This is a genomic window from Ruthenibacterium sp., from assembly GCF_017421385.1.
Lineage (GTDB): Bacteria > Bacillota > Clostridia > Oscillospirales > Ruminococcaceae > Ruthenibacterium > Ruthenibacterium lactatiformans.
Genome location: NZ_JAFOIN010000081.1, coordinates 62,164 through 78,176, shown reverse-complemented (window position 1 = coordinate 78,176; position 16,013 = coordinate 62,164). Strand labels below are relative to the sequence as shown.

Below are 16,013 nucleotides of genomic sequence, written 5' to 3'. Positions count from 1 at the left end.
TAAACTGCGGAAAAAAGGGGGTTTTCAAAGATGCATTTCAAACGCAGGCGGCGCCGTGCGGGCCGCGTGGTGCTTTTTGTTCTGGCTGCGGTGCTGCTGGCCGCGCTGGGAACCGGCATGTGGCTGCTGTGGCCCCGTGCCATGCGCCGGGATATGCCCAGTGCGGCGGCGCCCCAGGGCACGCTGCGGGGGCTGCGGCTCTCGTGGAGCTATCCAACATCTGCGGGCGGGCTCTCCTCCGGCGGGCCGGAGGTTCTGAATACGCTGTTCGCAGACGCGGCGGCCTATGCCCAGGCCCATGGGCTGAACGCGCTGTTTCTGGACGTTGCGGACGCCGAATTGTCCAGCATCGCTTTCCGCGACCGCGCTTATGAGACCTGGCCCGGCGCGGCGGCGGACGACAGCCTGTTTCACAAATACGACCCGCTGCGCGCACTGTGTGAGCAGGCGTCCCAGGCGGGGCTGGCCGTGTACGCTGTGACGCCCGAGCTCTCCGGAAATGCGGATTGGGAGGCAGCGCTGGCGCGTATGCAGAAAAAATATGCCGTTGCAGGCCTGTATGTCGAAGGCAGCGCCCTGTTCGACAGTATTTCCCGGCAGGCGGTATTCTACGCGGACGAGGCCGCCTTCAACGATCCGTCGTCCCTGTTCCTTGCTTCGCTGGACACAGACGGCTTCCACGGCGCCGTATTCGATTATGCGCGGTGCCGGGCGCAGCCGGAGGCCTTCAGCGTGCTGGCCAGCGCGCTGGACGGCAGTGCGGCGCGGCCTGCGCTGCTGGAGTATACGCCCGGCGGGACACTGGCGGTATCCTATCCGGCGGACGGTGCGGCCGTCTACACCTCAGCCTGCTTTGTGATGGGCACGTCAGACCCGGCGCAGGAGCTGCTGCTGAACGGCACACCCGTGGAGAACCGCGGCCCGGGCGGAACCTTCGGCGTGCTGGTGGACGTGGCAGAGGGCAGCAATGTGTATACCCTCACACAGGGCGGAACCAGCGTCTCTGTGACCGTGAACCGGCCCGCGCCCGCAGGCGGCGGGAGCGGCGGCACAACGGAGGTCCCCCACGACGACACTGCGGAAGTGGAGCCGGGCACGCCTGTGCGCATCCGAAACTGGATCGCCAGCCTGCTGTATGACCCCGCGTCCGACGGAAACATCAGCGAGACCGTACGCCAGGGCGCAGTTGCCACGGTGGCCGCCTGCACCGAAACACTGCGCGGCGGCAAGCGCACCTGGGCCTATCAGCTTGCCAGCGGGGATTTTGTGCTGGCTTACAATGCAGAGCCGCTGCCGCCGGAAACGCCCCGCGCCTCATTTACAGGCGCGGCCGCCGCGGCGACGGATACGGGCGAGGTGCTCACCTTTGCGGGCAGCGGCACACCGCTGGCCTATACCAACATGGTGGACGGCGCGCTGGTGATGGATTTTTACGATGCGGACTTCGCGGCGGATTTCGCCGTTTCCGGTTCCGCTTTGGTGCAGAGCGCCGCGGTGGATCCGGGCGATGGCTGCACACGCGTCACGCTTACCTTTACCCAGCCCGTCTGGGGGCATACCGTGGAATATGCGGACGGCACCACGCAGGTCATCCTGAAAAAGCAGCCGGTGCGCAGCGATGTATTCGGCAAGCCTCTGACGGGAGTGGCCGTGCTGCTGGACGCAGGCCACGGTGACCATGACCCCGGCGCAATGGGCGCGGCGGGCGCCGGGGCGCCCGCGGAAAAAGACGTCAATCTGGCTCTGACGCTGGCCGCAAAATACCGTTTGGAGCAGCTTGGCGCCACGGTGCAGACCATCCGGACAGACGATTCCTTCCTCTCTCTGGAGGAGCGCAACAGAGCCATTGTTGCCGGCCAGCCTGATTTTTTCATCGCCGTCCACCACAATTCCATCGACCTTTCCGTAGATGCGAACCTGCAGACGGGCACCGAGTGCTATTACTTCTACCCCGCGGGCAAAGCGCTGGCCCAGGCGCTGGTGCGCAATGTAACGCAGGCCACCTCCCGGCCGGACCGGGGCGCTCAGTGGGGCTACTATTATGTCACACGCAGCACCGTGTGTCCCGCAGTTCTGCTGGAGGCGGGCTTTATGGTGAACCCCTCCGAATACGAAAACGTCACCAGCGAGCCGCAGCTCTGGGCCGCAGGGGACGCCATTGCACGCAGCGTGCTGGAATGCGTGCCGCCGGGCTGAACCGTGCGCAAAAACAAACACCGCCGCCCCGGCAGCTTCGGCTGCGGGGCGGCGGTGTTCCAGCTTGTCGAAAAAGCTGCGCTTTTGCGCCAAGCTGCCTGCGAACAGGGCCTGCGGCCCCGTTCGCCGCGCACGGCGGCCTTCGGCTGCCGCTTCGCTCTACACGCCTCGGCATTAGCCCTGCGGGGCGCCGCGGGGTTATTTTAAATAAAAAGGGGGTCCTCCGCCTCTTTTGGGTGGCATTCGCCGCGTGGCTTGCACTTTGCTGCGCAAAGATGCATGGCTTTGCCACCGCCAGCTTTTTCCCCGGACGCTTCTTTTACTTCTCTCCCTTTTTCATCTCCCGGGAGCTATTCCGGCGGAGCGTCCCCGCCGCCGTGCTCGCCGCGCGTCACCAGCAGGCTCTCGATGCGCTGGTCCTTCACCGCGCGGATGGTCACATGAAGCTGCTTGTAGCCAAAGCTTTCCCCGGCGCTGGGAATATGCTCCAGCTCGGCCAGCGCCCAACCGCCCACAGAGTTGTAGTCGCAGTCGAACGTTTTATCCACGAAGCCGATGGCGTCGAAAAAGTCCTCCACGTTCACGTCGCCCTCCACCTGCCAGCTGTTCTCGCTCAGCTGCCGGATGGGCGTTTCGTCCTTGTCCGTCTCGTCCCAGATCTCGCCCACAAGCTCCTCCAGGATATCCTCCATGGTCACGAGCCCCAGCGTGCCGCCGTGTTCATCCGTCACAACGGCCATGTGCTGTTTTGCCCGGCGGAACTCCGCCAGCAGCTCGCTGATGCGCTTGCTGCGGTAAACAAAAAGCACGTCCCGTTTGAGCGCCGCGGGCTCGATGGGCTTTCCCGCGGCCAGTCGGGCCAGCAGGTCCTTCGCATACAGTACGCCCACCACGTTGTCAATGGTCCCTTCATACACCGGGATGCGCGAATAACCGCCCTCCACACACAGCCGGATGATCTCCTCCGGCGGCGCGTCCAGCGCCGCCGCGGCCATATCCACCCGGGGCACCAGAATGTCCTGCACCGTCGTATTGTCGAACTCTATGGCCGACTGGATGATGTCTGTTTCCTGGCGGTCCAGCACGCCTTCTTCACCGACGGTGTCGATGATGGTTTTGAGTTCCTCCTCAGTCACGCTAGGCTGCACGTTCAGCTCACTGGAGCGCCGGCCTGTAAACAGGCGCTTGATCTGCACAAAGACCCACACCAGCGGAGCCAGCAGCGTTTTGACGATGTAAAGCGGGCCGCCCATGGCCATGCTCACGCGCTCCGCATGGTCCTTGGCGAAGCTCTTGGGCAATATCTCGCCAAAGACGAGCACCAGCACCGTGATAACGGCCGTGGCCACTGCCGCGCCCTGCTGTCCCAGCAGCGACGTGGCAATGACGGTGGAGATCGACGATGCAGTAAGGTTTACCACATTGTTGCCGATGAGAATGGCGGACAGCGTCCTGTCGTAATCATCGGAAAGGCCCAGCACGCGCTGCGCCTTTTTGTCTCCGTCATCCGCCTTATTCTTCATGCGGATGCGGTTGACCGACGAAAGCGCCGTCTCACTTGCCGAGAAGAACGCCGAGAACGCCAGCAAAAGCAGCAGTGCCAGGTACATACCAGGGCCGGGGGTATCCAAAAAACCACTCTCCTGAAATCAATAGGGTCCCTTCCCGCCGTGCGGCCGGAAGCAAACAAAAATACTATAACAAAAAATGTGCAAAAATGCAAACAGACGCGCCGCGGCAGCCTGTGCCGGGCGCGCCCAGAGGCGTCCGTATCCGGTTTTCAGCGCGTGCGGTTCCAGGTATGGCGGCTGAACAGCACAATAATGGGGAATATTTCCAGTCTGCCCAGAAGCATATCCAACGAAAGCACAACCTTGGAAAAAGTTGAAAACAGGGAATAGTTGCTGGCCGGCCCCACGAGGTCCAGCCCCGGGCCGATGTTGTTGAAGCATGCCAGCACGGCCGTCAGGTTCGTTTCCAGAGAAAAATCATCCACGGAGACGGCCAGAAAGCTGGCCACCGCGATGGCGCAGTAGGCTGCCATATAGACGTTCACACCGCGCAGCACCTCGTCCTTCACAACGCGGCCGTTCACGCGCACCACATTCACACTGCGCGGGCGCAGCATGCGGCGCACCTCAGCTGCAAGGCTCTTGAACAGCAGAAGCAGGCGCGCTACCTTGATGCCGCCGCCCGTGCTGCCCGCGGACGCACCCACCACCATCAGAATGCACAGGATGGCCCGGGAGAGCTGCGGCCACAGGTTGAAATCTTCGGTGGCGAAGCCCGTGGTCGTCATCACGCTGCTGACGGTGAAGGACGCATGATGGAACGCCTCGCCGAAGCCGGAGAAAAGCGGCGTGATGTCCGCTGCAATGACAAACATGGCCGTAAGCATGATGCCGCCGTACAAAAGCAGCTCTTCGTCCAGCAGCGCCCCGCGCCACTCCCGCAGCAAAAGCAGAAAATAGACGCTGAAGTTTACGCCGAACAGCGCCATGAACACCGTACACACATTCTGCAGGTACGGGCTGTAATCCGCCATGCTGTTGTTTTTGATGCCGAAGCCGCCCGTGCCCGCCGTACCGAAGGCCGTGCACAGGCTGTCGAACAGGGGCATGCCGCCCGCCAGCAGAAACAATACGCACAGGACGGTGAGCACGATGTATATCTTATACAGCAGGCTGGCCGTCTGGCGCATGCGGGGCACCATTTTACCCACGCTGGGGCCGGGGCTTTCAGCCCGCAGCAGATGGATGCTGTAACCCGCTCCCTTTCCCGTGGGCACCACGGCCAGCAGGAATACCAGCATGCCCATACCGCCCAGCCAGTGTGTAAAGCTGCGCCAGTACAGCAGCCCGTGGCTCATGGCCTCCACGTCTGTCAGAACAGACGCGCCTGTGGTGGTAAAACCGGACACCGTCTCAAAAAACGCGTCTACATAATGCGGTATCTCGCCCGAGATGTAAAACGGCAGCGCGCCCATGGCCGAGAGCAGGATCCAGCCCAGGGCCACGATGATGAAGCCCTCTTTGGCGTAAAACTCCCGCGTGGCCTTCGCACACACGCCGTACAGCGCGCCGGACAGCGCCAGCAGCAGCGCCACCGTCCACAAAAAGCCCCGCAGGGGTGCGCCCGTCTCGCCGTAAACAAAGCACACGGCAATGGCTGGCAGCATGAAAAGCGCCTCCAGGAAAAAGAGCACGCCAACCAGCTTGCCGATCATTTTCTTGTTCATTCGTTCCTCCGGGAATGCCGGCCCTCAGTCGGCAAAAATGTCATTCAGGTCGTTGATGGGCTGGCCGCTCGTCGTGACGACGATGACGGTGTCCCCGGCCTGGAACACGTCGCTGCCCCGCGGGATGATGGTGCGTCCCTTGTGGGTGATGCAGGCGATCAATATCTCGGGCTTAAGCTGAATGTCCAAAAGTGTCTCGCCCAGGTGGCGCGTGGTCTCGGATGCGCGGAATTCCAGCGCCTCTGCCTTGCCCTCCACCATGCGGTGCAGCGTAATAACGCTGCCGCCCGTGGTGTTCTGCATGGCGCGCACATAGCGCACGATGTCCGTGCTGCACAGCGCCTTGGGGCTGATGAACGTGTCGATGCCCATGCTCTTGAAGGCTTCCACATATTCGGTGCGGTTCACCTTTGTGATGACTTTTGGCACCCCGATGTGGCTGGCATACATGGAAATGATGAGATTCTCCTCATCCATATTCGTCAATGTGATGACCGCGTCCGTGGAGCTGATGCCCTCTGCAGCCAGAATGTCCTGCCGGGAGCCGTCGGCTTCGATGATGACGGCGCTGGGAAGCAGCTCGGCCAGCTCCACACAGCGCTCATGGTTCTGCTCGATGATCTTGACGCCCAGCCCCGCGTGCAGGCAGCGCATGGCCAGATAATAGGCGATGCGGCTGCCGCCCACGATGATGGCGTTGCGCACCTTCTGCTTGACAATGCCAAGATGCTTGATGAGCTGGGCAAGGTCCTGAGAATCGGCAGTGACATAGATATTGTCCCCCGCCTGCAGCGTGAAGCTGCCGTCCGGGATATGCACGGTGCCGCCGCGCTCCACCACGCACACAAGCACGCGCACCCGCGCGATCTCATACAGGCGGTTGAGCGGGATGCCCGCCAGCTTGGAATCCTCGCCCACATGGATCTCTACGATCTCCACACGGCCCTTGGCAAAGGAATCCCGCTTGAGAAATGAGGGGAACTGCAGCAGGTGATGGATCTCCCGCGCGGCCGCAAGCTCCGGATTGATGGTCATGGAAAGGCCCAGCTCGTCCCGCATCAGCACCAGCTGCTCGGCATATTCGGGGTTGCGCACCCGGGCAATGGTGTGCTTTGCGCCCAGCTTTTTTGCCACGATGCAGGTGAGCAGGTTCGTCTCGTCCCGGCTGGTGGCGGCAATAAGCAGATGCGCGTCTTCCACACCCGCCTCTTTCAGCACGCCGATGGACGCGCCGTTGCCGTGCACCACCATCACATCATAGGATTCCAAGCTCTGCTCCAGCACCTTGGGGTTTGAGTCGATAACCGTGATATCGTGGCCCTCGCTGGAGAGCTGTTCCGTAAGGGCGACGCCTACCTTGCCGTCGCCCACAATAATGATCTGCATATTTCCGTCCCTTTTCCCTCCGGCCGCGCAGATAAACGCGGTGTTAAAGTTTTTCCAAAGGTATTAAGATTTTATGAATGCGCCTGTCGCATGAGTATTATAGCACAAAAAAAACGTATTGCAAGGAAAGGGGCTCTTCGTGCGCGGTTTCCCCTGTAAAGCAGCCGCGCGGCGGGCCAAAAAGGCCCGCCGCGCGTTCGTTTTGTTCCGTTCCCGCGTTATTCCACTTCCTGCGTCCAGCCCATATCGTCGGGCAGCGTGCCCCACTGGATGCCGGTGAGCGTGTCGTACAGGCGCTGGGTGACAGGGCCTGTCTGGAAGCCGTTGATGGTGAGCGCCTCGTCCTCGTAGCGCAATTCCCCCACGGGGCTGATGACCGCCGCTGTGCCCGTGCCGAACACCTCTTCCAGCTTGCCCTCCTTGCCTGCGCGGATGACGTCCGCGATGGGCAGGCGGCTTTCACAGTCCACCTTATAGCCCCATTTTTCCAGCAGCTCGATGCAGCTCATGCGCGTGATGCCCGGCAGCACCGTGCCCACGCAGGGCGCGGTGCGGATGACGCCGTCGATTTTGAAGAAGCAGTTCATGCTGCCCACTTCCTCCACATACTTGCGCTCCACACCGTCCAGCCACAGCACCTGGCTGTAGCCCAGGTCATGGGCTTTCATCTGGCCGATCAGGCTGGCCGCATAGTTGCCGCCGCATTTGATGTAGCCCGTACCGCCCGGCGTAGCGCGGACATACTCGTCCTCCACATAGATCTTCACCGGATTCATGCCCTCCGCGTAATACGCACCGGAGGGCGAAGCGATGATGATGAACTGATAGCTTGCACTGGGCTTCACGCCCAAATGCGCCTCGGTGGCGATGGTGAACGGGCGCAGATAGAGGCTGGTGTCCGGTTCTCCGGGCACCCAGTCTTTGTCCACGCTGACGAGCGCCTTGACAGCCTGTACGAAATCCTCCACGGGGATTTCCGGAATGCACAGGCGCCTATGGGTGCTCTGCATACGGGCGGCGTTCTTTTCCGGCCGGAACAGCAGCACGCGGCCATTCGCAGCACGGTAGGCTTTCATGCCCTCAAAGCACTCCTGCGCATAATGAAACACCAACGCGGCCGGGTCCAGCTCCAGGGAATGGTACGGCTCGATGCGCGGCGAGTGCCAGCCACGGCCCTCGGTGTAGTCCATGATGAACATATGGTCCGTGTAATGGTTGCCGAAGCCCAGATGCTTCTCGTCCGGCTTTGCCTTCGGCGCGGTGGTCTTTGTCACTTTGATGTCCAGCATACTTTTCCCTCTTCCATTGATGGCTGCGCGCAAAACCGCACAGCGGCAAAGTTCCACACCCGGCGCGCAAAAGAACCGCGGGGGCTGGTTTTACTCTATTTTAGCCGCCCTGCGGCCATTTTACAAGGGGCAGACCGCTGAAAATGTGTAAATCCGCCATTTTTTCCGCGCTAAGGCATATTTCCGCTCCACCGTCCCGCGGCGGGCGGTTTGCTTTTCGCACCGCTTCGTGTATAATGAAAAGCGGTTCGGCAACGGCCGGGCCGCACAGGAATGAAGAGAGGTTGGGAAAGCAATGGAACAGCAGATCCGCGCCGTCCTGTTCGACATGGACGGCCTGATGTTCGACACCGAGCGTCTGGGAGACGAGGTGTGGCGCGCCGTGGCGGGCAAATACGGCGTGACGATGACGCCGGAGGATGTCTCTCTGCTGCGGGGGCGCAACTACGAAAGCGGCCGCCGTGCATTTTTGGAACGCTTCGGCGCCGGGTTCCCCTACGACGACATGTCCGCAGAGGTATGGCGCGAGGTGGAAGCAAGGCTGGAGCACAGCGTGCCGCTGCGGCCGGGGCTGTTCGAGCTGCTGGACGCGCTGCGCGCCCGGAACTGCAAAATGGCCGTTGCTTCCTCCACAGACAGCGCCCGCGTGCTGCACAATCTGGAGACCGCCGGCGTGCGCGGTTACTTTTCCGCCGTCATCGGCGGCGACCAGGTGACGCATTCCAAGCCGGAGCCGGAGATTTTTCTGAAAGCCGCGGCGGCACTGGACACACCGCCCGGGCTGTGCATGGTGCTGGAGGATTCCTACAACGGCGTGCGGGCGGGCGCTGCCGCCGGGTGCTTCACTGTGATGGTGCCGGACATGGACCCGCCCACACCCGAAATGGAGCGGCTGGCCTGGGCCATCGTGCCCGGGCTGACGGATGTTGCGCGCCTGCTGGAGCAGACGGACCTGCAAAAGCGGTGACAAAACGCCGCCCGCTTTCCTCGAAAATAATATTGTATAAAGAAAACAGCCCTGCGGAACAGCATTTTGTTCCCCGGGCTGTTTTTTCGTATGTCCGCCGGGCCGCGCACAGGGCCGTTTCCCTGCCGGAGATCCGTTCCACGCAGCGTTTTACCCGCTCCCCTGGCCGCGCTCTCCCGCCTTTTTCGAAAAACGCATGCGTCAGCATTCCGGCGGCTCTGCATCCAAACGGTCCATCTCTGCAAACAGGCTTCGCACCAGGCTGACCGCCAGCATACGCTGGCGGGGCGAGCGCCCCTGCACCAACGCAGCAAGACACGCTTCCGCGTCTCCGCCGGGCGCGCCGCCCAACACCAGCAGGTCCAGGCTTACGTGCAGCGTCTGCGAGAGCTTTACCAGCGTCTCCAGCCCGGGCGCGCGGCTGCCGGATTCCAATTGGCTTACAAACACCGTGGATACACCGATCTTCTCCGCCAGCTTTTCCTGCGTGAGCCCCGCGTCCCGGCGTGCAAGCCGGATGCGCGTGCCGATCTCCCGATTGTCCATCTCGCACCGTCCCGTTGTCGTGTTTTGATATTAGCTTACAGCTAATGTTAATCTTTTGTAATAAACTTACAGCTAATTTATTATTGCTATAAGTTAATATATGTGATACAATGAGTTTAACGCTTCGCGGGATACTCTTGCCCCCGCCCTTCCGGCGCTCCAGGCATGCCGGTACAAAAAAACGCCGCATCCGAAGATGCGGCGTTGTAAGAAAGCAGCTGCTTACGCGGCAGCGGAAGTGCTGGCGCTCTCAGAGGTGCTGGCGGAAACAGACTCCGCAGCAGACTCGGAGGTGCTGGCAGAGGAAGCGTCGGCGGCCGGAGCAACATACTCCTCACCGTTGATCGCCTCGGTGTAGCCGGCGATGCACTCGAACATATACGCGTAGTCGGCGCCCGTGGCCGGGTCAACAGCGCGCTGCCAACTGTAAACGAAGTCATGAGCCGTCAACGGGGTGCCGTCGGACCATTTCAGGCCCTCGCGCAGATGGAACGTATAGGTCAGGCCGTCCTCGCTGATCTCAACGCTCTCCGCCTGGCCCGGGGTCGGGGTGGTGCCGTAGGCAACCGTGTACAGGCCTTCAAAAGCGTGGTCAATCATTGTGCCGCCGTCCACAGCACTGTTCAGCGCCGGGTCGATGGTGTCGGGGTCCGGGCCGGTGCAAACCTTCAGCGTATCCGTGCCGTTGCTCGCGTTCATGAAGAACTTGAAGCCCAGCGGGGAGGTGCTCAGGTTTTCCAGGTTCTGCTGGGCCATATAAATATCCACATAGTAGTAAATCGGGCACAGCATCCACTCGTCGAAGATGATGTCCTCAGCCTGATGCATCATCTCCATGCGCGCCTCAGCGTCGCCGGAGGACTTGATCTGCTTGATCAGGCTGTCGAACTCGGCGTTGGACCACTGGGCGTCGTTGTTGCCGCCGCCGGTGATCCACATATCCAGGAAGCTGATGGGGTCGTTGTAGTCGCCCAGCCAGCCGTTGCGGGCAACCTGATAGTCGCCGTTCTTACGGGTGTTCAGGAAGGTGGCCCACTCCTGGCTCTCCAGCGTCACTGTGGCGCCCAGCTGGCCCCACATCTGCTGCAGCGCCTCGCCGATCTGCTGATGGCCGGTGCCTTCGTTGTACAGATAGGTGATGGTGGGCAGGCCCTCGCCGTTGGGATAGCCGGCCTCAGCCAGCAGCTCCTTGGCCTTGGCCAGATTGGCCTCGTTGGCCCCGGCGGTCGGGTCATAATAGTCGCCGCCCACTTCGCGGAAGGAAGATCCTTCCGCAGCATCGCTCAGGCCCTCGGACACGAACGCGCCGGCCGGGATCTGGCCGGATTTGCCGATCTGCTTGCAGATATAGTCGCGGTCGACCGCCAGCGTGAACGCCTGGCGGACCAGAGGATCGTCAAACGGAGCGGCCTGCGTGTTGTAGCTCACATAGTAGGTGCCGATCTGCCCCTCTTTGTGGAACTCCGGCGTGGAAGACAGCGCGTCGATCTCATCGTTGGGGACAGCGTCGATGAAATCCAGTTCGCCGGACTGGAATGCCGTCAGCTGGGCTGCGTCATCCTCCATCAGCGTGAACTGCAGGGTGTCCGGGCCAGCCAGGCTGTCCACGTTCCAGTAGTTCTCGTTCTTGACCATCGTGATGTGGGAGCTGGGCACCCACTCAGCAATCTTGTAGGGGCCGTTGCCGATGTAGGTGGCAGCGTCCACAGCCCAGGCTTCGCCGTTTGCCTCAACAGTCGCCTGCTGAACGGGAGCATACGCGGGGAACGCGGTCAGCTCCAGGAAATACGGCGTGCGGGCCGTCAGCGTGACCTGCAGCGTGTTGTCGTCCAGAGCTTTGACCTGCAGCGCATCCGGATTGTAAGCCGGAGCGGCGTCGGAAGCAGAACCGGACGAGGAAGAGCCCGCGGGAGCGGAGCTCGCAGTACCGGTCGAGGACGTGCTGCCGCCGCAGGCCGTCAGGCCCAGGCTCAGCACCATGACGACGGCCAGCACAAGTGCCAGTTTCTTCATAGTGAACTTTCCTCCTCAAAAATTGTTTATTCAACATTTCACACATGGCGCACCCATAGCATGCCCCAAGGTGAATTGTTTACAATTATACACGCGCGGACGCGCCGCGCAACGCTTTTTTGCAAATTGTCACTTTTTTGCAACTTTATTATAATAAAGCAGCGGGGCGGAAAAACGGCGCTTTCAGCGCCTTTTTCCATTTATTTCACTTTGTCCAGATGGTGGCAGGCGGCATAGTGTCCGCCGGACACCTCGCGCCATTTGGGTTCCTCTGCGGCACACTGCTCGTCTGCGTAGGGGCAGCGGGTGCGGAAGCGGCAGCCGGAAGGCGGGTTCAGCGGGCTGGGCACATCGCCTTCCAGCACGATGCGCCGGGATTCCCGGGCCGTCTTGGGGTCCGCCACCGGAATTGCGGAAATCAGGCTCCGGGTGTAGGGGTGAACGCTGTGGAAGGTCAGCTCATAGCTGTCGGCCAGCTCCACCAGCTTGCCCAGGTACATCACGCCGATGCGGTCCGAAATATGCTTCACGACCGAAAGGTCGTGGGCGATGAACAGGTACGTCAGGCCGTACTGGTCCTGCAGATCTTCAAACATATTGACGACCTGTGCCTGAATGGAAACATCCAGCGCCGAGATGGGCTCGTCGCAGACGATAAACTGCGGGTCCACAGCCAAAGCGCGGGCGATGCCGACGCGCTGGCGCTGGCCGCCGGAGAATTCGTGCGGATAGCGGTTGGCATGCTCGGAGTTCAGGCCCACACGCTCCAGCATTTTAATAATGCGCTCCCGGCGGTCCGCCTTGGAGGACGCAAGCTTGTGGATGTCGATGGCCTCGCCCACGATGTCGCCCACCGTCATGCGGGGGTCCAGGCTGGCATAGGGGTCCTGGAACACGATCTGCATCTTGCGGCGGTACGGCAGCATGTTCACGGCCGTCTTTTTGCCGAATTTCGGCTTGCCGCTTTCGTCCAGCACCGGGGTTCCGTCCTCGTTGTACAGCGGCACATTTCCGCTGTCAAACAGCGTTTCGCCGTCATAGAGGATACGGCCTTTCGTCGGCTCGTACAGGCGCAGCAGCGTGCGGCCCGTGGTGGTCTTTCCGCAGCCGGATTCGCCCACCAGCCCCAATGTCTCGCCCTTGTTGATGGCGAATGAAACGTCGTCCACGGCCTGAACGTACTTTTTGTTTTTGCCCATGCCGCCGGCGGGGAAATATTGCTGGAGGTGCTGTACCTCTACCAGTTTTTCACTCATTGTACATTCCCTCCCTGTGCGGCTTCAAACTCCGCCTTTTGGCAGAGCCAGCACTGCGTGTAGTGCGTGTCGCTGAAATCGGTGCGCGGCGGCATCTCGCGCAGGCACACCTTCATGCACGCGCCGCAGCGCGGCGCGAACGGACAGCCCTTGGGCGGGTTGAGCATGTCCACGGGTGTGCCCTCAATGGGCACCAAGCGCTCATGATCCTTGGAATCCAGACGCGGGATACTGCGCAGCAGGCCCTTTGTATACTCATGCTTGGGTTCGTAGAAAATTTCGTCCGTGGTGCCGTATTCGACAATCTTACCCGCATACATGACGGCGATCTTTTCGCACATGCGCGCCACGATGCCCAGGTCATGGGTGATCATGATGATGGCCATGCCCAGCTTTTCCTTCAGGTCCATCATCAGCTCCAGGATTTGAGCCTGTATGGTCACGTCCAGGGCGGTGGTCGGCTCGTCTGCGATGAGCAGCTTGGGCTCGCATGCCAGCGCAATGGCGATCATCACGCGCTGGCGCATGCCGCCGGACAGCTCGTGGGGGTACTGCTTCAGGCGCTTTTCCGGCTCGTTGATGCCCACCAGCGTCAGCAGCTCCTTGGCCCGCTCGTTGGCTTCTTTCTTGGACTTGCCCGTGTGCAGCAAAATCACCTCACGGATCTGGTTGCCGATGGTGTACACCGGGTTCAGGCTGGTCATGGGGTCCTGAAAAATGATGGAGACCTCGTTGCCGCGGATCCGGCGCATCTCCTTTTCACTCATATCGTTGATGTGATGGCCGTTGAAGTCCAGTGTACCGCCGATCAGGCGGCCGGGATAGGCCGTCAGGCCCATCAGGCTGTACGCCGTGACGGATTTGCCCGAACCGGACTCGCCCACGATGCCCAGCACTTCTCCCTCTTTCAGATGGATGGACACGCCGCCCAAAGCCTTCACTTCGCCCGCGGGGGTGAAGAAGGAAAGGCGCTCGTCCTTGATGTCTACCAAATATTCACTCATGTGTGCGTCCCTTCCTTTCGTTTAGTTTTTCAGCTTCGGGTCGAATGCATCGCGCAGGCCGTCGCCGAACAGGTTGAAGCTGAGGATGACGACGGAGATGGCGATGGCCGGCGCGAACAGGCGGTACGGATAGCTCTGCAGACCGTCGATGGCCGTGCTGGCCAGGCTGCCCAGCGATGGCATGGGCGCGGAAACGCCGATGCCCAGGAACGAAAGAAAGCTCTCGGTAAAGATGGCCGAAGGGATCTGCAGTGTGGTGGTGACGATGAGCGTGCCGATGCAGTTCGTCAGAATGTGCTTTTTGATGATGCGGCCCGTGCCGGCGCCAAGAGCGCGGGCGGCGGTGACGTACTCACTCTCCTTCAGCGTGAGCACCTGGCTGCGCACGATGCGCGCCATACCCACCCAGTACAAAAGAGCGAATACGATCAGGATACTGATGAGCGGCACGCCAATGATGTTGATCCAGCCGAAGCCCGGCTTTTCCGCCAGAGACTGCAGCGGGTATTTCAGCGTAGAGGCCAGCAGGATGATGATGAGCAGGTCCGGCACGGTGTAGATGATGTCCACGATACGCATCATGAACAGGTCTACCTTGCCGCCCAAAAAGCCGGCAACAGAGCCGTAGACCGAGCCGATGAGCAGCACCAGCACGCTGGCCAGCAGGCCAACAGACAGGGAAACACGGGTGCCCATCATAACGCGGACGGCATAGTCGCGCCCCAGGGAGTCCGTGCCCAGAATGTGGGGAAACACCTTTTCGCCCGCGGCCATGGCGGCCTGCTCCGCCTCGGAATACTGCATGGGGCCCAGGTTCTCGCTGCCGCGGATCTGAGTGGCGTAATCGTAAGGGTAAAACGCCGGCACGATAAACGCCAGGATCAGCACGATGATCAGCACCGCAAGGCTCACCATGGCGATGGGGTTTTTCCGCAGACGGCGCAGACCGTCCTTCCAGAAGCTGACGCTTTCGCGCATGACGGACAGGCTTTCCTTTTCGGAATCGCTGGCGGGCGCAAAGTCGTCGACGTTGAGCTGCATGCTCAAGATCTGTTTTTTGTTTTCCATTCCTTCGCTCTCCTCCCGCTTATTTCAGCTTGATCCGCGGATCGATGATCTTGTACACGATGTCCACGATCACGTTCATCGTGATGATGAGCGTGGCCAGGAAGATCGTGGTTCCCATGATGACCATATAATCGCGGCCGGTGATAGAGCTGACGAAGCTGTCGCCCAGGCCCGGGATCGTAAAGATCTTTTCAACGATCAGGCTGCCCGTGAGCGTATAGGCCAAAGCCGGCCCCAGATAAGTGACGACAGGCAGAATGGCATTGCGCAGCGCATGCTTAAACAGGCTCTTGCCCTGGGAAAGCCCCTTGGCGCGGGCGGTGCGCATGTAATCCTGCCCCAGCACATCCAGCATGGAAGAGCGCATCAGGCGGCAGATGTACGCCGTGGGGTAGAAGCCCAGAGCGATGACCGGCATAATATAGTTTTTCCAGCCCGTAAGGCCGTAGGACGGCAGCCACCCCAGCTTCAGGCTGAATATATACAATAATATGGTACATACAACAAAGCTCGGCACCGCGATGCCGCAGGTGGCAATAACAATAATGACGTTGTCGATCCACTTGCCGCGGTTGAGCGCCGCCACACTGCCCAGCACCACGCCCACGACGACGGCAATGGCCAGCGCGATGCCGCCGATGCGCGCCGAAACCGGGAACCGGGAACCGATGATCTGGGCGACCGTGCGGCCGCGCTGCTTGATGGACGGGCCCAGCTCGCCCTGCAGCAGGTTGAGCATATAGTTCTTGTACTGCACGATCACCGGTTTATCCAAGCCGTACTTTTCCTCCATGGCCGCAAGCACCGCCGGGGACGGCGATTTTTCGGACAGGAACGGCCCGCCCGGAACCAGGAACATGAGGAAGAAGGTGAGCATCGACACGATGACCAGCGTCACCAATGCCAACGCAACGCGCTTTGCGATATATTTCGCCATTTTGCCAACTCCTTTAAAGAAATAACGTTCCGCCCGGCCCGCGCGAGAGCCGCCGGAGCAAACTGTATTTTGCGCGCGCACACCGCAAAAAACAGCTTTTTGCCGCGCCCGCA

The 16,013-nt window shown here is 61.0% G+C and carries 12 protein-coding genes; 2 read left to right on the top strand and 10 right to left on the bottom strand.

The annotated features are described in order from the left end of the window. Window positions 1-30 precede the first annotated feature (30 nt). On the top strand, window positions 31-2,196 hold the full coding sequence (locus IIY41_RS09455) for an N-acetylmuramoyl-L-alanine amidase (protein WP_287400495.1): 2,166 nt from the start codon (window positions 31-33) through the stop codon (window positions 2,194-2,196). A 350-nt stretch (window positions 2,197-2,546) separates the two neighbouring features. Here the strand turns inward: IIY41_RS09455 and IIY41_RS09450 are convergent, their stop codons facing one another. From IIY41_RS09450 to IIY41_RS09435, 4 genes are all read right to left on the bottom strand, one after another. Further along, window positions 2,547-3,827, bottom strand: a complete 1,281-nt coding sequence (locus tag IIY41_RS09450) for a hemolysin family protein (protein WP_055080247.1) — start codon at window positions 3,825-3,827, stop codon at window positions 2,547-2,549. Between the two features lie 149 nt (window positions 3,828-3,976). Beyond that, entirely contained in the window at window positions 3,977-5,434 is a 1,458-nt protein-coding gene (locus IIY41_RS09445) for a TrkH family potassium uptake protein (protein WP_009323919.1), read from the bottom strand. Window positions 5,435-5,458: 24 nt separating this feature from the next. Further along, the gene (gene trkA / locus IIY41_RS09440; RefSeq protein ID WP_050005165.1) at window positions 5,459-6,820 is read right to left on the bottom strand and encodes a Trk system potassium transporter TrkA; all 1,362 of its coding nucleotides are present in this window, start codon (window positions 6,818-6,820) and stop codon (window positions 5,459-5,461) included. Between the two features lie 218 nt (window positions 6,821-7,038). Further along, the gene (locus IIY41_RS09435; RefSeq protein WP_287400493.1) at window positions 7,039-8,109 is read right to left on the bottom strand and encodes a branched-chain amino acid aminotransferase; all 1,071 of its coding nucleotides are present in this window, start codon (window positions 8,107-8,109) and stop codon (window positions 7,039-7,041) included. Window positions 8,110-8,404: 295 nt separating this feature from the next. Between IIY41_RS09435 and IIY41_RS09430 the strand changes: the two genes are divergently transcribed. Further along, window positions 8,405-9,076 carry an HAD family hydrolase gene (locus IIY41_RS09430; protein WP_050005164.1) on the top strand — a complete coding sequence of 224 codons (672 nt, stop codon included), beginning with the start codon at window positions 8,405-8,407 and terminating at the stop codon, window positions 9,074-9,076. Between the two features lie 201 nt (window positions 9,077-9,277). Here IIY41_RS09430 and IIY41_RS09425 read toward each other — a convergent pair whose 3' ends face one another. The 6 genes from IIY41_RS09425 to IIY41_RS09395 all read right to left on the bottom strand — a co-directional run bounded on the left by IIY41_RS09425 (window position 9,278) and on the right by IIY41_RS09395 (window position 15,900). Further along, window positions 9,278-9,622, bottom strand: coding sequence for a helix-turn-helix domain-containing protein (locus tag IIY41_RS09425; RefSeq protein ID WP_050005163.1), 345 nt, complete (start codon window positions 9,620-9,622; stop codon window positions 9,278-9,280). 222 nt (window positions 9,623-9,844) lie between these two features. Further along, window positions 9,845-11,635: a peptide ABC transporter substrate-binding protein gene (locus tag IIY41_RS14095; RefSeq protein ID WP_050005162.1), complete on the bottom strand. Its 1,791-nt coding sequence runs from the start codon at window positions 11,633-11,635 to the stop codon at window positions 9,845-9,847. A 200-nt stretch (window positions 11,636-11,835) separates the two neighbouring features. Next, the gene (locus tag IIY41_RS09410) at window positions 11,836-12,891 is read right to left on the bottom strand and encodes an ABC transporter ATP-binding protein (protein WP_009323907.1); all 1,056 of its coding nucleotides are present in this window, start codon (window positions 12,889-12,891) and stop codon (window positions 11,836-11,838) included. Then, entirely contained in the window at window positions 12,888-13,895 is a 1,008-nt protein-coding gene (locus tag IIY41_RS09405; RefSeq protein WP_009323905.1) for an ABC transporter ATP-binding protein, read from the bottom strand. The genes IIY41_RS09410 and IIY41_RS09405 overlap by 4 nt, the downstream gene beginning before the upstream one ends. A 21-nt stretch (window positions 13,896-13,916) precedes the next feature. After that, entirely contained in the window at window positions 13,917-14,963 is a 1,047-nt protein-coding gene (locus IIY41_RS09400) for an ABC transporter permease (RefSeq protein WP_009323903.1), read from the bottom strand. 19 nt (window positions 14,964-14,982) lie between these two features. Continuing rightward, entirely contained in the window at window positions 14,983-15,900 is a 918-nt protein-coding gene (locus IIY41_RS09395; protein ID WP_009323902.1) for an ABC transporter permease, read from the bottom strand. Between the last annotated feature and the right edge of the window lie 113 nt (window positions 15,901-16,013).

Coding starts and splice junctions, on each gene's coding strand:
- IIY41_RS09455 (WP_287400495.1), top strand. CDS start 31: ATGCATTTCAAACGCAGGCGGCGCCGTGCGGGCCGCGTGGTGCTTTTT.
- IIY41_RS09445 (WP_009323919.1), bottom strand. CDS start 5,434: ATGAACAAGAAAATGATCGGCAAGCTGGTTGGCGTGCTCTTTTTCCTG.
- trkA (WP_050005165.1), bottom strand. CDS start 6,820: ATGCAGATCATTATTGTGGGCGACGGCAAGGTAGGCGTCGCCCTTACG.
- IIY41_RS09435 (WP_287400493.1), bottom strand. CDS start 8,109: ATGCTGGACATCAAAGTGACAAAGACCACCGCGCCGAAGGCAAAGCCG.
- IIY41_RS09430 (WP_050005164.1), top strand. CDS start 8,405: ATGGAACAGCAGATCCGCGCCGTCCTGTTCGACATGGACGGCCTGATG.
- IIY41_RS09425 (WP_050005163.1), bottom strand. CDS start 9,622: ATGGACAATCGGGAGATCGGCACGCGCATCCGGCTTGCACGCCGGGAC.
- IIY41_RS14095 (WP_050005162.1), bottom strand. CDS start 11,635: ATGAAGAAACTGGCACTTGTGCTGGCCGTCGTCATGGTGCTGAGCCTG.
- IIY41_RS09410 (WP_009323907.1), bottom strand. CDS start 12,891: ATGAGTGAAAAACTGGTAGAGGTACAGCACCTCCAGCAATATTTCCCC.
- IIY41_RS09405 (WP_009323905.1), bottom strand. CDS start 13,895: ATGAGTGAATATTTGGTAGACATCAAGGACGAGCGCCTTTCCTTCTTC.
- IIY41_RS09400 (WP_009323903.1), bottom strand. CDS start 14,963: ATGGAAAACAAAAAACAGATCTTGAGCATGCAGCTCAACGTCGACGAC.
- IIY41_RS09395 (WP_009323902.1), bottom strand. CDS start 15,900: ATGGCGAAATATATCGCAAAGCGCGTTGCGTTGGCATTGGTGACGCTG.